Source organism: Bacteroidia bacterium (assembly GCA_033391075.1).
Taxonomy (GTDB): domain Bacteria; phylum Bacteroidota; class Bacteroidia; order J057; family J057; genus JAWPMV01.
In genome coordinates this window covers 1-17,956 of record JAWPMV010000002.1, presented here as the reverse complement: position 1 = coordinate 17,956, position 17,956 = coordinate 1, and the positions used below count along the sequence as shown (strand labels likewise).

The 17,956-nt window shown below is 41.8% G+C and carries 12 protein-coding genes and 1 pseudogene; 9 read left to right on the top strand and 4 right to left on the bottom strand.

Annotation, left to right across the window (positions count from 1 at the left end; genetic code table 11):
- Positions 1-132 precede the first annotated feature (132 nt).
- From R8P61_32485 to R8P61_32465, 5 genes are all read left to right on the top strand, one after another.
- Positions 133-1,356 carry a methyltransferase domain-containing protein gene (locus tag R8P61_32485; protein ID MDW3651841.1) on the top strand — a complete coding sequence of 408 codons (1,224 nt, stop codon included), beginning with the start codon at positions 133-135 and terminating at the stop codon, positions 1,354-1,356.
- A 19-nt stretch (positions 1,357-1,375) separates the two neighbouring features.
- Positions 1,376-2,452 (top strand): acyltransferase, encoded by a 1,077-nt coding sequence (locus tag R8P61_32480; protein ID MDW3651840.1) that lies wholly within the window; start codon positions 1,376-1,378, stop codon positions 2,450-2,452.
- 49 nt (positions 2,453-2,501) lie between these two features.
- Positions 2,502-4,697, top strand: coding sequence for a T9SS type A sorting domain-containing protein (locus R8P61_32475; GenBank protein ID MDW3651839.1), 2,196 nt, complete (start codon positions 2,502-2,504; stop codon positions 4,695-4,697).
- Between the two features lie 98 nt (positions 4,698-4,795).
- Positions 4,796-5,464 carry a hypothetical protein gene (locus tag R8P61_32470; GenBank protein MDW3651838.1) on the top strand — a complete coding sequence of 223 codons (669 nt, stop codon included), beginning with the start codon at positions 4,796-4,798 and terminating at the stop codon, positions 5,462-5,464.
- A complete protein-coding gene (locus R8P61_32465; protein ID MDW3651837.1) occupies positions 5,415-7,187 on the top strand; it encodes a GNAT family N-acetyltransferase in 1,773 nt (590 codons plus the stop codon). Before R8P61_32470 ends, R8P61_32465 begins: the two co-directional genes overlap by 50 nt.
- A 154-nt stretch (positions 7,188-7,341) precedes the next feature.
- Here R8P61_32465 and R8P61_32460 read toward each other — a convergent pair.
- From R8P61_32460 to R8P61_32445, 4 genes and pseudogenes are all read right to left on the bottom strand, one after another.
- A pseudogene (locus tag R8P61_32460) lies at positions 7,342-7,839 on the bottom strand (IS6 family transposase).
- Positions 7,840-7,928: 89 nt separating this feature from the next.
- A complete protein-coding gene (locus R8P61_32455) occupies positions 7,929-9,158 on the bottom strand; it encodes a hypothetical protein (GenBank protein ID MDW3651836.1) in 1,230 nt (409 codons plus the stop codon).
- The gene (locus tag R8P61_32450; GenBank protein MDW3651835.1) at positions 9,155-9,595 is read right to left on the bottom strand and encodes a Rieske (2Fe-2S) protein; all 441 of its coding nucleotides are present in this window, start codon (positions 9,593-9,595) and stop codon (positions 9,155-9,157) included. The genes R8P61_32455 and R8P61_32450 overlap by 4 nt, the downstream gene beginning before the upstream one ends.
- A gap of 9 nt (positions 9,596-9,604) precedes the next feature.
- The gene (locus R8P61_32445) at positions 9,605-10,807 is read right to left on the bottom strand and encodes a di-heme oxidoredictase family protein (protein ID MDW3651834.1); all 1,203 of its coding nucleotides are present in this window, start codon (positions 10,805-10,807) and stop codon (positions 9,605-9,607) included.
- Between the two features lie 220 nt (positions 10,808-11,027).
- Here R8P61_32445 and R8P61_32440 point away from each other — a divergent pair, with 220 nt between their 5' ends.
- The 4 genes from R8P61_32440 to R8P61_32425 all read left to right on the top strand — a co-directional run.
- Positions 11,028-11,366, top strand: coding sequence for a DUF6660 family protein (locus R8P61_32440; GenBank protein ID MDW3651833.1), 339 nt, complete (start codon positions 11,028-11,030; stop codon positions 11,364-11,366).
- A 90-nt stretch (positions 11,367-11,456) separates the two neighbouring features.
- A complete protein-coding gene (locus R8P61_32435) occupies positions 11,457-15,776 on the top strand; it encodes a CusA/CzcA family heavy metal efflux RND transporter (GenBank protein ID MDW3651832.1) in 4,320 nt (1,439 codons plus the stop codon).
- A 21-nt stretch (positions 15,777-15,797) separates the two neighbouring features.
- Positions 15,798-17,018, top strand: coding sequence for an efflux RND transporter periplasmic adaptor subunit (locus R8P61_32430; protein ID MDW3651831.1), 1,221 nt, complete (start codon positions 15,798-15,800; stop codon positions 17,016-17,018).
- Between the two features lie 68 nt (positions 17,019-17,086).
- On the top strand, positions 17,087-17,956 hold an 870-nt coding region (locus R8P61_32425), incomplete at its 3' end, for a heavy metal translocating P-type ATPase (protein MDW3651830.1).

The window sequence follows — 17,956 nt, the reverse complement described above, 5'->3', positions numbered from 1 at the left end:
TATTGATTCTTTATCAATAACTGGCAGCCTTTTTTAACATATCTGCGACTTAGACTATAAACTTTATTTTTCTGGCTTTCCCAAATATTTTATCACAAGGAGACCTCCTAGGATTTTGATTTCATTTTTGACATGACTACTAAAAATATAAGAATAGTTTCTCAGGAAGACTCTATTTCCCCTATGTGTTCATTATGTGGCAAAAATAAAGCCAATCCTTTCTTCCGTCTTCCACAAATCCCTACTCAGAGTGGTGTTTTTAGTCCTTCACCAAAGCGAGCCTCTATGGTTTCAAGAAGTGATATAATTCTTTCATACTGCGATGCTTGCGGATTCATCTGCAATGAAGGGCATAATTTAGAAAAGCTGAAATTTGATTCAAATGATTTTTCTTTAGCCGAATCTTCTTCTTATCAAATATATATAGATCAGCTGACAGACCGATTAATCAAAAAATATAATCTATATGGAAAAAAGATAATAGAAGTAGGGTGTGGAGAAGGATATTTCTTACAGGAAATTTGTAGAAAAGGGAACAATATAGGAATAGGTTTTGATCCAGGACCTAAGAATAAATTAATTGAAAAGGAAACGCAAAATAGGTTGAAATTTATTCGAGCTTATTATAGTAGTAACTATCACTATTTACAGCCAGACTTTTTGGTTTGTCGCCTTCTTCTAGATTTGATTTCTGAGCCAATCACCTTTCTGAAGATGGTCAGGGAAAATTTAGGATCTAGCGAAAATCCAATTGTTTATTTTGAAGTTCCTAATACCAACAATATTCTTGACGAATTAAGTATATACAGTTTTGGCTATGAACATCGATCCTGCTTTACAAAGGAATCCCTGACGTACATATTCAGTTTATGCGGATTTGAAGTATTAGATATTTATTCCTGCTGGGAAAACAATTATTTGGCAATAGAAGCACGTCCAACTTCCTCGCTGCTAAGTATAGCTGAAATTCGCGAACTCCAGCGAAACGTAAATAAGAACTTAAAAGAGAAAACTATTCGGCTGAATCAAGCATTCCAAAAGTTAAAATCAGAAACAGATAAACGATTACACCAACTTCAACTTGAGCATAAAAAGGTCTTAGCTTGGGGGGCGGGGACTAGAGCAGTTACTTTCTTTAATGTATTTGATGCCAATGATCTTATACCATTCATTGTAGACATTAATGCAAGACGTCATGGAAAGTATTTGCCAGGAAGTGGACAAAAGGTAGTAGCTCCGGAATTTGTCCTCACATATAAGCCAGACCTTGTTTTGATAAGCAATCCTACCTACGCAGATGAGATTATTTCCCAGGTGAGGTCCTTGGGTCAACATCCCGAGTTTTGGATTCTCTAGCTCATTTTTATTAAAATACATGAAACTAAATTATATCGATGCGTTACGAGGACTTGCTATTTTAGGGGTTATGATTGTAAACACAGGCAGCTATGGCTTCAATGAATATCCCGATTTTTTTGATGCCTTAATAAGCCAGGGAGAACGAGGAGTACAACTTTTTTTTGTAGTCAGTGCATTCACGCTTTTTTTGTCATATCAATACCGTTTGGAAAAAGAAAGGAAAGTTGTTCGGAATTTCTTTATTCGACGATATTTTAGAATTGCCCCTCTTTACTACATCGGCATTGCTTACTATTTATGGCAAGATGGTTTCGGGGGCCGTTTCTGGTTGGGAAATGAACCCTTCGTAACGCCTTGGAATATTTTAGCAAATGTATTATTCATTCACGGGGTACGCCCAACATGGATTACAAGTGTAGTCCCTGGAGGCTGGTCTATCACCGCTGAAATGATGTTTTATTTACTAATCCCTATGCTAATAGGTCGAATTAAAAATTTGAACCAAGCGATTCACTTCACCTTAGGCACCTTTGTTTTGGCACAAATCCTCAAAGCGATAGGGTATCAGTACCCACCCATTGAGGAGATTGAATTATGGAAGGCCTATTTAAATCTTTACTTACCTGCTCAATTACCTGTATTTGGCTGTGGAATTATCGCCTACTTTATCGTAATAAAAAGAGATATAAGTGTATCAAAATTTAACTTAGGATCTTTGGCAGGCTTATTCTTAGCTACCATGATTTGGCCCAAGCTAATACCACCTAACATAGCATTTGGGTTGGGTTTTTTGCTATTGCTTTTGGCCCTCTCAAAATATGAGTTCAAATTTATAGTCAATTCACCCCTTCAATTTTTAGGTACAATTAGCTATGGGGCATATTTAGTACATTTTGCCGTACTTTATTGGTTGGGATACTGGAATTTTCTCGATTTTATCCAGCCAACTAATCCTCTTTGGGCCATTATAAATTACATTTTTCGATTATTTACCGTTTTAATCATAACCATTCCTATTTCTTATGTATCCTATAAGTTGATTGAACAGCCGATGCAAAAAGTTGGGAAATGGTTAATTAGATCGGGGATCTAGGAAATGTAATTTCCTTTCCTATTTTTGATGTTATCAAAAAAATAACGACATGCAAAATGTAAGATTCATTATATTTCTATTCTTAGTACTATTTTCATCAGTATCAAAATCACAGCATTCTGTGGCCCGTAAATGGAATGAGGTTCTACTTGAAGGAATTAGAAATGATTTTGCAAGACCAACTGTCCATGCCAGAAATCTTTTCCATACCTCAATAGCTATGTATGATGCATGGGCTGTTTTATCTGAAAATTCAGAAACTTATCTATTGGGAAAAACTGTACATAATTTCACCCTAGGGTTTGAGGGGTTTAATTATGAAGGGGATGTTAAAAAAGGCCGAGAGGAAATCATGAGCTATGCATTGGCTAGATTATTGAGGTATAGATTTCGAAATTCACCTGGGTCTATTGAAACTATCTCTAAATGTGATTCTCTACTTCGTTCTCTTGGCTATGATCCCAATAATCTGTCTATAAATTATACAAATGGGAGCCTATCTGGACTGGGAAATTATATCGGCCAAGGGTTGATTGATTATGGTTCCAATGACTATTCTAATGAAGAGGAAAATTACAGAAATGAATATTATGTACCCAGTAATTTCCCAATGGATCCGAACGATCCAGGAAATCCTTTCATAACAGATCCCAATAAATGGCAGCCACTGACATTTGACATTTTTATTGATCAAGCTGGTAACCCTATACCAGGGGACGTACCACCTTTTTTGAGTCCGGAATGGGGCAAAGTATTACCATTCGCGTTGCAAAATGATGATGTAAAAATCTTCGAGAAATTCGGTACTGATTTCTATGTTTATCATGATCCAGGCCCACCGCCATATTTACCCATAGAGCGATCAAATACTGACTTTACCAACTATCAATGGGGGTTTTCATTAGTAGCTTTATGGTCCTCACATTTAGACCCTAATGATTCTGTTTTATGGGATATATCACCAGCATCAAGAGGTAATATTCCTCTCGAGAACTTACCCACTACGACAGAAGGGTTGAAATCATTTTATAACCGTTATGAAGGCGGAGACATTGGAAATGGACACTCAATCAACCCTTATACTGGTTCTCCTTACGATCCTCAATGGGTACTTAGAGGAGATTATACACGAGTGCTGGCAGAGTTTTGGGCAGATGGGCCTGATTCCGAAACCCCACCCGGACATTGGTTTACGATTTTAAACTATGTAATTGATCATCCACTTTTCGAAAGGAAGTTCGAAGGACAAGGCCAAGAATTATCAGCATTGGAGTGGGACGTTAAATCGTATTTAACCCTGGCTGGAGCAATGCATGATGCTGCGATTGCATCATGGGGAATAAAAGGATATTACGACTATGTAAGACCTATTTCAGCAATTAGGTGGATGGGAGTTCGTGGACAATCCAGTGATCCTAATCTCCTCAATTATGATCCTGATGGATTGCCCTTGGAAGCAGGGAAAATTGAAATTGTTCAGGAAGGCGATCCCTTGGCGGGAGTCCAAGGTCAACATATAGGTAAAATTAAATTAAAAGCATGGAAGGGACCTGAATTTATAATAGATCCTGATACTAGTAAAGCAGGTGTAGGGTGGATTCTAGCAGAAAATTGGTGGCCGTACCAAAGGCCTAGTTTTGTAACTCCAAACTTTGCAGGATATATCTCAGGCCACTCAACCTTTTCTCGTGCTGCGGCAGAGGTGCTTACCTTACTTACAGGAGATCCTTTTTTCCCAGGAGGAATTGGTGAATTTGTAGCAAAGAAGAATGAATTTTTAGTATTTGAAGAAGGACCAAGTCAAGATATAATTTTACAATGGGCAACATATCGAGATGCCTCAGATCAAACCAGTCTTTCAAGAATTTGGGGAGGTATTCATCCCCCTGCTGATGATATCCCAGGTAGATTGATTGGAGAAAAAATTGGGGTAGAAGCATTTACAAAGGCAAAAAAATTATTCCAAGGTCTATATTCCCCTGGGCTAGAACCCCCACAATCATTTATATATCCCAATCCTATTTCAGCTAATGAAGAGCTTAATATTCAGCTTGAGACTTTGCAAGAGCAATCGGAATTTAAAGTAATTGGAGTCGATGGAAAAATTTACTTCTCAGACAGTGTTTTTTCAGAAAATGGAATTATCTCTTTTAGTCTAGATCTCTCACAATTGAGTCCAGGCTTTTATATTGTTGTTGTTTATGAGGATGATTCTATAAAGATGAATAAACTAATGATCGAATAGGAATTTCAATATTAAAGTTGAAGTTATTTCTGTTCGATTGCAGATGAAGCAGTCAAAATTCTACACATTTAGGGGTGTAATGCAAAAAATAGAAGAATATGATTGGGACTACCAAATCTTTTGGTCTTGTACTGGAAAAAAATGTCTGTTTCCAAAACCACACTCTTGCACTGATTTATTTGTCTTGTGCTGAAAATACCGCCCCTCGGAGTATAACCTTGCCAACAGGGACGACTTATACAGTAGGAGCAGGAATAAATACCAATGGCAGTGTTATTTCAAGTACGGGAGATATAAATGCAAGAGATGATATTGTTGTAGGCGCATCTGCCGGGGGAGATTTATCCGGGACTTATCCCAATCCGAATGTAGCTGCCATACAAGGACAGACCGTTGCTGCTACAGCTCCTTTATCTGGGCAAGTATTAAAGTGGAATGGAAGTCAATCGGCCAATGACAATTCTGGTTCAAGTATTTGGAGTGAGAATGGAACTATTGCTTATTATAACGGTGGCGATGTAGGCATAGGAACGAATGCTCCTACTGCACAACTGGAACTTTCATATAATAGTTCTCTCTCTGATCCGCAATTGTTTCTAAATGAAGATGAAAATAATTATGCCTGGATAATATTTGATAATAAAAATGGGAGTAATTACTGGACCATTGCTTCTTATATAGCGAGTAATAATAGAAATGACCGACTTAATAAACTTTATGAACAAGGAATTTACTTTTCAGTCTTATCAAGGGGCAGAAGTCTTTGATAAGATTGAGAAAGAAACACTTAAGCTCAACTGGGAAAGATTATTAAAAATACAAACGAAGCTTTCAGTTTTTCAAGGCTATGATTTTGTAACTACTTGGTACAAAAGCTACTCAGGATTTTTTACCCCATTACTTTTTTTAGCTTGGGACGATGACAACGAATTGGTGGGTCTATTACCTTTGGCTATACACAAAGAAAAGAACTATGTGGTTTGTGCAGGTGATGAACTTGCAGAGTACCATGGGTTTATTGCTGAAGCAGATTATGAGGAATCATTTGGAATACATTGCCTAAAAACCTTAAAGAAAGATTTTTCTTTTGGACATTGGCGATTGGGTTGGGTTGCTCCGGACTCCAATAGTTCCTGGACTAACAAAGAATCCTTGACTAAACATGGGATTTATTGTCATTTAGAGATTGCTACGGATCCTGTTTGGAATTTGGAAAATCCTGCCAAGCTGAAAAAAATAAAGAAACGGGCGAACGTAAAACGATGTTACCGTCAGTACAATGAACGGGGGAATTTTCGATACGAACGCATTTCAGGAACCGATAGGATGGAATTTCTTTTAAAGGAATTTTCCCGGCAAAGTGATTTCAAAAAAGAAGCCCTCTTTGGAAAAAGACTGTTTGAAACAGATCCTCATATAACGGATTTTTTAATAGCTCTACAGGAATTCCCAGAGATGAGTCATTTCTCTGTACTGTGGTTAGATGACAAACCTATTGCTTTTAACCATGGCTATGTAGACGGCAAAGAACTTTGTCTAGCGGGTTATACAAGCTACGATCCTTCTGAAAGCCGAAATTCTCCGGGAAAACTTCACTTGATAGAGCTGGCGCAGTCTGGGCCTGAAGAAGGATATACACTCATTGACTTGACTCCCGGAAAAGACGGATACAAAAGCCGCTTTGCAAACCATATGCGGGAAGTGAAAAAAATGACCTTTTACTTTAATGCGCGAGCCAAGGCTTTTGGTGATTTGAAACATGGGTTAAAAGAAAACGGTTTTCGTTTGTTCGCCAAAGCTGGAGTAAATGATTATGATGTCAAGTTTTGGAAAACCGAACTGAGGGCATATCTCAAAAGGTTGTCAAAAAGCGGGTTAAAGGGATTGGTTCATTTATGTTTGAACTTTATCCAAAGAAAGCATGAATATCGAGTCTTTCAAGTAATGAAACCTCAAGGGATTCCCGAGGCCTTAGGTCTGGGAGAGTCCTATGCGATTAAAAGGAATGACTTCTCGGACTTGGTTAACTACCATGAACCGCTGTACTATGTTTCCAGAAAAACCTTATTCCAAAAGTCATTAACACGCTTTTCGAGAGGAGATAAATTATACTCTCTGACACAAAATGGAAAACTTGTTTTTCTGGTCTGGGTGAGGAATGGTAAATATGAACTTAAATTGCCTGGAGCGAAGTATTCTCATCAATTCCCTGAAAATAGTCATGTTGCTTACGGATTTTGTGGCTTTGGAGACAAGGTGCCACAGGAAACCTTAGATGCTTTTTATCAGGAGATCATCAAAGATTGTAACAGCTTGGGAATCGCACAAATCTATTTCTGTTTTGGTTTAGAAGATATAGCCTCCCAAGAATTTGTCAAAAACAGAGGACTTGAAAAAAGGTTTACCCATTCGCATTGGCAAAGGTTCTACTTTATGAATAAGTCCTCCCATGTCGAACATGCAGAACATGTAGATCTTATTCACGCATAAGTTTAGGAGAGCGTAAAAATGTGCGGGGCAAAAATCAAGCTGCATCTGGAACTTTTTCTTGAATCTGCGCTATGAAAAAGAGGCAAGGGTACGTTTTCGGGCTCTGTTGCAAATACCAAGATTAAGCAAAAGATTGTTATCCGGTGGTCATTTTTTAGAAGTAATCGAACTGCCTGTCGACTAGGCGGATTTCACCCATGAGTTTGCTTTTCGCTCCATACATAAACAGATCAAACTGCCCCTTTTTGAACATACGCATGGTCTCAAATCCCTTGATTGTAGCATAGGCTGTTTTCATGGATTTGAATCCTAGAGTGGGTTTGATTAGCCGCTTTAGTTTCCCATGGTCAGCCTCAATAATATTATTTAGGTATTTGGCCTTTCGGTGCTCACTAAATTCTGCCAGACGATTTTCTTCTTTCAACATTTTTTTTGCTGCTCCATAGCTAGGATTTTGATCCGGATTAATCACACAGGGCTGTTGCCAATCCTTTAATTCTTTGATTGCTTTCTGTAGAAAGCGTTTTGGAGCTTTTGCACTCCGAGTGTGAGACAGATAAAAGTCGATGGTTCTTCCCCGTTTTTCCACGGCTCTGTAAAGATATTTCCATACTCCTTTTACTTTTATATAGGTCTCATCTACTTTCTGAGAATCCTTGAGAAAATTTCTTATATCATCGCATTTGCCATCTAAGATACAAACCAAATTATTTGCAAAAGGACCAGATAATGCCTTTCAGTTTAAAAATATGAAGAAACCCCAAATTGAATCCCACCAATCTTAGCAGGCGGATTACCAAGGATATCCTGTTGCTGCATATATCGGTAGTTAAGTCGAAAAACAGTTTGCCTAGTAGGCCTGAAACTGATGCCAGGCACAACTGCCCAAAGATCATCTGAAATATTGCCTCCTGTTTCCTTGAAATTTCCTGCGTTCCAATCGATATACTCCAATCGGCAAGCTACATTGATGACAGCCCGCTTAAAGCCAAAGATTTTTCGCTTTAGGATGGGTTGGACAATATCAATAAACCCGCCATGTTGACGGTTTCCAAATTGCTGTGTATAGGTCTCAGGAACATTTATTTTGATCCAAGCCCACTCTCCAACTATGTAGGTTGATATTCGGGGTATAGTAGTATTAAGGTCAACAGCAATCACATCTACTCGCCTTTTCTCATCCAGGACTAATCCATCTTCTTCGAATTTGTTATAAATCCCGCCCATATAAGAAAGTCCGATCTCCCCGATCATCTGATGGCGAACAGCCACTTTACCCGTAAACAAAGGTTGGCCATTACTGCTTTCCTCAAAACGGTCAGCATGGGCTTTAGAGGCAGGGAGAAAGGTCTTGTTTTCTGAATTGCTGATGATCGAATTATCAAAGCCATTGCTTAGGTACACTTCATACCCCAAAGCCCATTGCTTATGATACTGCTTTCCATACAGCCCAAAACCTACATTGCTCCAGGTGGCAGGAAGCATTTGGGTCATAGCGATAGGACGATCCACAAATTCCCATTTCGGTCCATCATGATTTTGATTAAAGGCACCAATAGGATTCATGATCACCCCGCCCCTGAAATTGAGGAGAGGATGTAATTCAAGATCTAAGGCCGCAAACTCGATAGCAATTTCCTTACCGCCTTCCTCCAATTCGATTTCAGAGAGAAATTTCAGTTTTCGGTGAATAGAAGAAGCAACAAAAAGTGTCATGCGCGGGATTCGAAAACTGTGCCCTTCCGTTACACCATCTTCGCCTATATATTGATAGTCTGCTTCTACATATCCTCCTACTGTAACAGGCATTTTCCCCACCTGCAGAAAAGGGCGATTGTAAACCGCATCCATATTCATGCTTTTTTGAAAGGAGGTATCAACCGGTGTCCTTATAAGTAGCGAACTATCAATCTGGGCGGAACCACAGAGACAGAAGAAAAGGAATATGCTTCCAGCTATCAGCTTCTTCATGCCAGATGTATTTTGAGGGTGTTAGTTTCAATGATAACAGGAAATGTTCGCAGAGATGCATCTGCAGGGCCATCTTGCACTTCACCCCTTTGAGTAAATTCACTACCATGTGCAGGGCATTGGAGCCGATTGTTATAAGCGCGTAACTCAGTACCCTGATGGGTACATCTCATCCATAAGGCCTGATACTCAGATGATGAAAACCTGTATACACTAATAGGATACTGAAGTTTGCTATGCTGGACCACTACATACTTGCGAAATCTTTTTTCTTCTTTCTTTATGATTTCGAAAGCACTCAGCGGGATTTCCAAGTAAGATTCAGTTAGCGTTCCATCTAGGAATTTAGTCCCTATACAGCTTTGCAGAAGAATCGGAATGCCCGTTAAGCCTAGGCAAACTGAACCACAAGTCGATAAAAACTCTTTTCTTTTCATTTTCCTCGTTTACAGGGATTCTAAAAACTGGATAAGAGCTTCCTTGTCTGACGGATTCAATGTTTGGTATTTATTACTGCTTTCTGCCGCCTCCCCTCCATGCATCAAAATAGCTTCCTCGATGCTTCTGGCTCTTCCATCATGCATCAGGAAATATTCCCCTCCTTGAGAATCGGGAGAAAGGCCCAGGCCCCATAAAGCGGGAGTTTTCCATTCAAAAGTTTCAGCCGATCCTTCTGTTACTCCATCATCCAACTGAGGTCCCATATCGTGAAGGAGCAGGTCAGTATAAGGATAAAAGGTCTTATTGGATAAGGCAGCAATGTCAGATTCGGGTGTTGTCCATTCAGGAGTATGGCAAGAACTGCATTGGATTGCAGTAAATAAGGATTTGCCTTTCATAACCTGTGGATCGTCGGATAACCTGGGCAAGGGAGCTTTCAGAGTTCTAAGATAGAACACAACGTCTTTTACCGTCTCATCTGTTACTTCGGGATCAGTAATCAACCCAGATGCAACATCCAGTGGCTCAAAAGTAGAAGTGATTCCCATGTCCTGATTATAGGCACCAACGGTTTGTTGAAGCAAATCTATTGCAGCTGCCTTTTTGCCAAATCGCCCAATGTATTTTCCATCCTGTGGCTGGTGATACCACTTCGGAATAAAATATTCAGGAGGACTTATAAAGTTGGGCACACCCGAGATGCCATTCTCGTTAGCGTCATTGGGATCAGCTTGTTCCAGGATTTGCTCGTCAGTCAGTGCTGCGAGAAGGCCCAATCCTGTAACCGCCGGAGGGGTAAATTTCATAAAAGGTGAGCCTTCCGGCACTGTTTCTGGTTCGTAGCCAGGAATAGCCCGGTGTTGCAACTGCGGACCTCCAATGGATACATCAGGCATTGTATTGGGTGAAATCTGTCCAAACCTTGTTAGGGTAGTAAAAGGGTGCCCTTTCCCATCCCCAATATGGCAACTGCCACATGAAGTGGCAACAAACAAAGGTCCTAGTCCGGTTTCAACCGTAAATACTTCGTCATTAAAGGCAATATCCCCTGCCAGGAATTGAGCCTGTTCAGCGGGGCTTAAACCTTCGATTGGGCCATCCAGTAGTTCATTTTCAGGAGGAGCAACAGGAATGATCTTTTCACAAGCGATGGAAAGGATCACTAGCCAAAGCAGAAAAAATACTTTGGCTGGTATGATTATTCTCATAGCTTTTTATTAGATTGGAATAAAAAAAAATTTAAACTAAACTTAAAAACAATTTAGACAAATCTAATAATATTTATGGCCTATCAAAAACCGAAGAGGACTATGACCGTTTCCAAAAAGTTTGCTGACAATGTATTTGTAGAACATATTCCTGAACCTTAGGTTTTTAAAGTAATTTCTTCAACATTATCCGCTACAATCCGTACATTTGCGTGAATAAATGAGAATCTTGTCCTACATAATGAGTTTCTATATGCTGCTTATGGCATTTTATCCTTGCCTGGATATAGAGCCAGTTGCACAGGATGATTCTCACCTGGTAAGCATCAGTGAAAACGATCTATTAAATCCTTCTCCTGCTGAGGATGAAGGTGAACATGATGAAGGACACTGTTCTCCCTATTGTATGTGTCATTGTTGCCACACCCATATCGTTATTGGCGATTTGCCCTTATTTCCACTTGTATCAATCCAATCTCCTCCTCATGGGTTTTATTCCAACCTGAGAACCAACGAGGTGATTCTTCCGTTTCTTCGCCCTCCTATAAAGCTTAGCTGAATTTAGTAGGTCCCTCTGACCTGATTTGGCCTTGCTCCTTATGAGCATAAGGCTAAGCTCATTTCATTCATTACATATTATCAGCTAAGCATGATTGATAACATTATTGCTTATTCCATTCGGAATAAGTTCATCATAGGCCTGCTGGTGTTAGGTCTGATTGGCTGGGGTTTGTACTCATTGCGGCAATTGCCCATTGATGCGGTCCCCGATATTACCAACAATCAGGTACAACTCATCACGCAGACTCCTACATTGGCCGCCCAGGAGGTAGAACAGTTTATTACCTATCCTGTAGAACTGGCCATGCAAAATTTGCCGGGGGTGGTCGAAATCCGATCTATCTCCCGCTTTGGCCTATCCGTAGTAACGGTGGTCTTTAGAGAAGACATGGGGACCTATTTACCCCGTCAATTGGTCTCTGAACAATTAAAGGTTGCAGAAGCAGAAATTCCTCCTGGACTTGGTAGCCCGGAAATGTCGCCCATCTCAACGGGCCTGGGAGAGATCTATCAATACGCCCTACATGTTAAACCTGGCTATGACAGCCTGTATTCTCCTATGGAACTGAGAAGTATCCAGGATTGGATTGTCAGGCGACAACTCTCTGGTGTTGATGGAGTCGTCGAGGTTAACAGTTTTGGAGGCTTTCTCAAACAGTACGAAGTTGCGGTAAATCCCGAGCAGCTTCGGGCCATGAATGTAACTATGGCTGAAGTATATCAGGCCGTTGAGAAAAACAATCAAAACACCGGAGGAAGCTATATCGAAAAAGGACCCAATGCCTATTTCGTTCGCGGTGAGGGCCTGGTCAGATCCCTCAAAGACATTGAAAAAATTCCTGTCAAAACCGTCGAAAACATCCCGGTTCGCATTTCAGATGTCGCCAAAGTCCAGTTTGGTCATAGCCCTCGCTATGGAGCCATGACCAGTAATGGCGAAGGGGAAACTGTCGGTGGGATCGTCATGATGCTCAAGGGAGCCAATTCAGCAGAAGTAATCGAGCGGGTACAAGCCCGAATTGAGCAAATACAGCAAAGCCTGCCTGAAGGCATTACCATTGATCCCTTTATTGACCGAAGTAAACTGGTTAACAAAACTATCAAAACAGTAAGTACTAATCTGATCGAGGGTGGACTGATCGTCGTATTTATCCTGGTTCTACTGTTGGGTAATCTCCGCGCCGGTTTGGTGGTAGCTTCTGTCATTCCCCTGGCCATGCTCTTTGCCATTGCTATGATGAATGTTTTTGGCGTTTCAGCTAACCTCATGAGCCTGGGGGCCATTGATTTTGGTCTCATTGTAGATGGAGCGGTCATCATTGTAGAAAGTATTGTACATAGGCTTTATACCCAGCATAAAAACCAGGTGCTGACGCAGGCAGAAATGGACAAATCAGTCAGAACCTCTGCTATCAAAATCCGAAACTCTGCGGCTTTTGGGGAAATCATCATTTTGATTGTCTATCTCCCTATCCTGGCCCTGGTAGGGATCGAAGGAAAGATGTTTGCTCCCATGGCCCAAACGGTAAGCTTTGCCATTTTGGGAGCCTTTATTCTTTCCCTGACCTATGTTCCGATGATGTCTGCGCTAGCTTTATCCAAAAAAATAGAAGTAAAGCGCACCATTGCTGATCGTATTATAGAGGTACTCCAACGAATATATGATCCCGCCATTCGGTTTTCTCTTCGATTCCGCTCGCTAGTCATTGGGGTAGCAATTATACTATTTGGCCTCAGCCTTTGGCGGTTCTCGAATATGGGGGGAGAATTTATTCCTCGCCTGGAGGAAGGCGATCTGGCCATCAATGCCACCATCAAAACCGGAAGTTCACTTAGTCAGACTATCGAAACGATGAACCGCCTGGAAGGAATTTTGATGAAGTTTCCAGAGGTAGAAGAAATCGTTACCCGGATTGGCGCAGCAGAAATTCCCACAGACCCGATGCCTATCGAAGCTGGTGATTTGATTATCGTCTTGAAAGACAAGGACGAATGGACAACCACAGGGAGCCAGGAAGAACTGGTCGAAAAAATGAAGGAGGCTATGGCAGTAATTCCCGGAGTCAATTTTGAGTTTTCCCAGCCCATTGAACTTCGATTCAACGAACTCATGACGGGAGTACGCTCTGACATTGCGATCAAGATTTACGGGGAAGATCTGCAGCTCTTGTATCAAAAAGGACAGGAGGCCAATGCAGCCATTCAAGTCATAGACGGAGTGGGTGATACCAAATTAGAACAAATCGTTGGCCTTCCCCAAATGCAGGTACAGTACGATCGAGATAAAATCGCTCAATATGGATTAAATATTGAGGATTTGAATACCTTGGTGCGAACTGCTTTTGCTGGCGAGGTTGCAGGAGTGGTGTTTGAAGGGGAAAAACGTTTTGACCTGGTTGTAAGGCTGGAAAAGGCCTTCCGGCAAGACATTCAAAACCTGCGTGAACTGTACTTAACTCTCCCCAATGGGAACAGTGTTCCTCTTAATGAAATTGCAAGCATTGAATACCAAAATGCGCCCATGCAGATCAGCCGGGACGACACCAAACGTCGGATTGTCCTGGGAGTGAATGCCAGAGGAAGGGACGTAGAAAGTCTGGTTGGTGAAATTGAACAAACCCTTCAGGAGAAGGTTGATCTTCCACCTGGCTATTATATTACCTATGGCGGTCAGTTTGAAAACCTGCAGGAAGCCAAAGCCAGGCTGAGCGTTGCTGTGCCAGTGGCCTTGCTCCTTATCTTTACTCTACTCTATCTGACCTTTCATTCTCTTGGGCAGGCTTTGCTTATTTTCACCGCGATTCCGCTTTCAGCCATTGGAGGCATTTGGGCACTTACCCTACGCGGTATGCCTTTCAGTATTTCGGCGGGGGTTGGTTTTATTGCCCTGTTTGGCGTCGCAGTACTTAACGGGATTGTCCTGATTGGCTATTTCAATGATCTTAAAAAAGAAGGTGTGAATGACGTCAGAGAACGCATCCTGGAAGGAACCCGTGTGCGTCTGCGCCCTGTCATCATGACTGCTGCCGTTGCCTCATTGGGATTTTTACCGATGGCTCTTTCAACTTCAGAAGGCGCAGAGGTGCAAAAACCCTTGGCAACTGTTGTCATCGGAGGCTTGATAACAGCCACTTTGCTTACGCTTCTAGTGCTGCCTGTTTTATATCGGATTTTTTTTGATGAGAACCGCTCAAAAGCACAGCCTTCTGCTTCCGGGATAATTTTGAAGGGATTATTTGTTTTATGCCTAAGTATTCCACTAACTAGTATGGCACAACGTCCCCTGAGCGCTGAAGAAGCAGTGCAGTTGGCTTTAGACAAGCATCCTTCAATACAAACAGCGGTTCTTGGAGTGGAAAGACAACAAGCTCTTCAAAAAAGTGCCTTTGATCTTCCAGCGACATCACTTTCTTATGGTCGCGGACAGTTTAATACTGCTGCCCTGGATAATCAATGGCAGTTAAGTCAACGTTTTTCGCTTCCACAGGTATATCAGCGCAATGGCGATCTGTTAAAAGCGAAGACAGACTTAGCAGAACGAGCCAAAGACATCAGTGAAAACCAACTCCGCAGAGAAGTACGTTTGGCTTATCAAACCTGGCATTTCTGGCTTGAACAGCGAAATCAATATGATTCTCTGCTTGTGTACTATCAAGATTTCCTGGAAGCTGCGGATCTCCGTTTTCAGACTGGGGAAAGCAATCAAGTGGAAAGCCAATTGGCAAAAGCAAAATTCCAGCAAATTCAGCTGGACTATCAGCAAGTGCTCAGTCAGATAGCCATGAGCCACCGGACTTTGCAGCAATGGCTCAGTACCACTGATTCGCTCATGGTTCCGCTTAATACGGTTTATTCTTCGTTTCCTTTACCGGGAGGTGCTGCAAGTAATATTGGGGGAAACCCTGATCTGATTTTTGTTGAGCAGCAAATTATGGTAGCCGAAAAATCACAGAAGGTCGCTCAAGCGCAGCTTTTGCCCCAATTCTCAGCTGGATACTTTCGCCAGCAAATTGATGGAGCTAGTGGTTTTCAAGGATGGCAGGTAGGCATATCGGTTCCCTTGTGGTTGCGGGCAAAGAAGGCTGAAAGTCAAGCGCATGCCATCGAGCGGAAAGTGATTGCTAGTCAGGCTGAAGATACCCGATTAAGACTTAGTTCAGCCTGGGATCAGCTACATCGGCAATATCAAACCGCCAGGCAACAACTTACCTTCTATGAAACAGAAGGCCTTAAGCTGGCAGAGGATCTAGTCCAAAGTGGAACTCTGGCTTACCGGGCTGGCGAGATTGATTATGTGGCCTATATCCAGAACCTCGATCAAGCCTTTGCGCTCAGGATTTCCTATTTGGAAAGCATACGAAAAACCAATCAGGCCGTTATTGGCCTATCTTATCTCTTAGGTATCTAATCCATTTTGAGTAACAAAATCATGCAAAGAATTTCATATTATATATTCCTCATAGCTGCTGTAATAAGCATTTTGCTCTTCAGTAGCTGTGATTCAAAAACGGCTTCTACTGAGGCGACATTGACTGAAGATGAACACGAAGAAGAGGCTGGTCCTGAAGGGATCGCTATCTTTACCAGCCAGCAGATTGAAGCGACAGGACTTAAAACAGGTAGCTTCCAGGAAATGAAACTGGCTGGGTATGTTAAAGCTAATGGGATGCTGGATTTACCCCCTTCCAATCAGGCAGCTATCAATCCTCCCCACAAAGGCTTTGTCGAAAAGACACGCTTTCTCGAAGGTGATTACATCAAAAAGGGAACTGTTTTAGCCGAACTATCGCATCCTGATTACCTACAACTCCAACAAGAATATTTGGAAGTGAAGAGTCGTTTGACATTCCTGGCCCTGGAACTAGAGCGGCAGCGAACCTTGGCGGCTGCTCATGTTAGTGCCAAGAAAAAATTGCAGGAAACAGAGGCAGAATTCAATGCGATGACTGCGAAGCAAACGGGCCTAAAAGAACGCCTCAACTATATTGGGATTTCAACCCAAAACCTGGAGACAGGTACCATACAGCGGAGGATTGCCATTCGGGCACCCTTTTCTGGTTATATCACTAAGGTAAATATTCGCCTTGGAGCCTTAGTTGAACCAGAAAACACCATGTATGAGATGGTTGATAATCGGCACATGCATTTAGAACTCAAGGTATTTGAAAAAGATTTGTTTCGGATCAAAAAAGGGCAAAGAATCACCTTCCGACTACCTACTCAGGGAAACAAAACCTATGAAGGCGATGTGCATTTGATTGGGAAAGAATTTGATCAAGATAACCGCACGGTCAATATTCATGGCCATCTGACAGAGGAACACTCTGAATTTATCGGGGGCTTATATGCAGAAGCGCAAATCTGGTTGGATGCCCTTACGGTCCCCGCACTTCCTGAATCAGCCATCGTCAGCGAGGAAGGACAGTCCTATATCTTTGTCGAGTTACCCGAAGATGTATCTCTCGAAGAGTCAGAAGACCATAATGAGAGTCAATTTCGCAAAGTGTTGGTACGGACCGGGGTAACGGAAAACGGCTTTACAGAGGTATATTCGATAGAGTCCCTTCCTCCTGATGTCAAAGTTGTCCTCTCAGGAGCTTATTATCTGATGGCAGAAATGAATAAAGGCGAGGCAGAGGAGGATCATTAACCCAAAAGGAGGCCATTTGATTGCGAATGGCCCTCCTTCCTTGTTTTTTAACATTACAGTTAATCCTCATGAAAAAATTACAACTTGAAATACCCGTTCTGTTGCCAGAAATACCAGACGAAAAGGACCGATGTGTTGAGCGGTTAATTCTCGCACTAAAACCCCAAAATGGCATAGAAGATGCCCACATAAAAGAAGGTGAACCTGCTCAGCTTTGCATTCATTATGACCCTCAAATCATTTCCTTGAACAAGGTAAAAACACTTGCCCAGCAAAACGGAGCAAGTCTCACCGATCGTTATCGCCATCTTCTCATGGATGTAAAAGGCATCCGCCATCAAAGACATGCCAGGAGCATAGAGCAGTCGTTGGTGAGAGTAGAGGGGATTGTTGAAGCATCCGTTTCAGCTAGCGGAGTAGTCCAGCTAGAATGGGACACTCAGCATATTACCCAGAAGGAAGTTGAAATAGTCATCAAAAAGACGGGCCTTAAAATCGTTCAGGCAACCGCTAAGGAGCATGAGCATAAAGATGGAGAAAAACATGATCACGAACACGGACACAGTGAGTTTTTGGGAGAAAATACAGAACTCTATTTTGCCATTGGCAGTGGGGTGTTTTGGCTTTCGGGAGTACTACTGTCTTTTCTAGAAAATATTCCAGAGTGGCTTACGATTTCACTGTACGTGATCGCCCTTATATTAGGCGGTTATTTTACATTGCTCGAAGCCATAGAAACCATTCGCAAAGGAAAATTTGAGATTGATTTTCTTATGCTGGTTGCAGCAGCAGGAGCTGCTTCTTTGGGAAAATGGCAAGAGGCTGCCTTGCTCCTGTTCTTGTTTAGTCTCGGTCATGCGCTAGAGCACTATGCCATGAATCGGGCAAGAAAATCTATCGCTGCTCTTTCTGACTTAGCCCCGGCCACTGCATGGGTT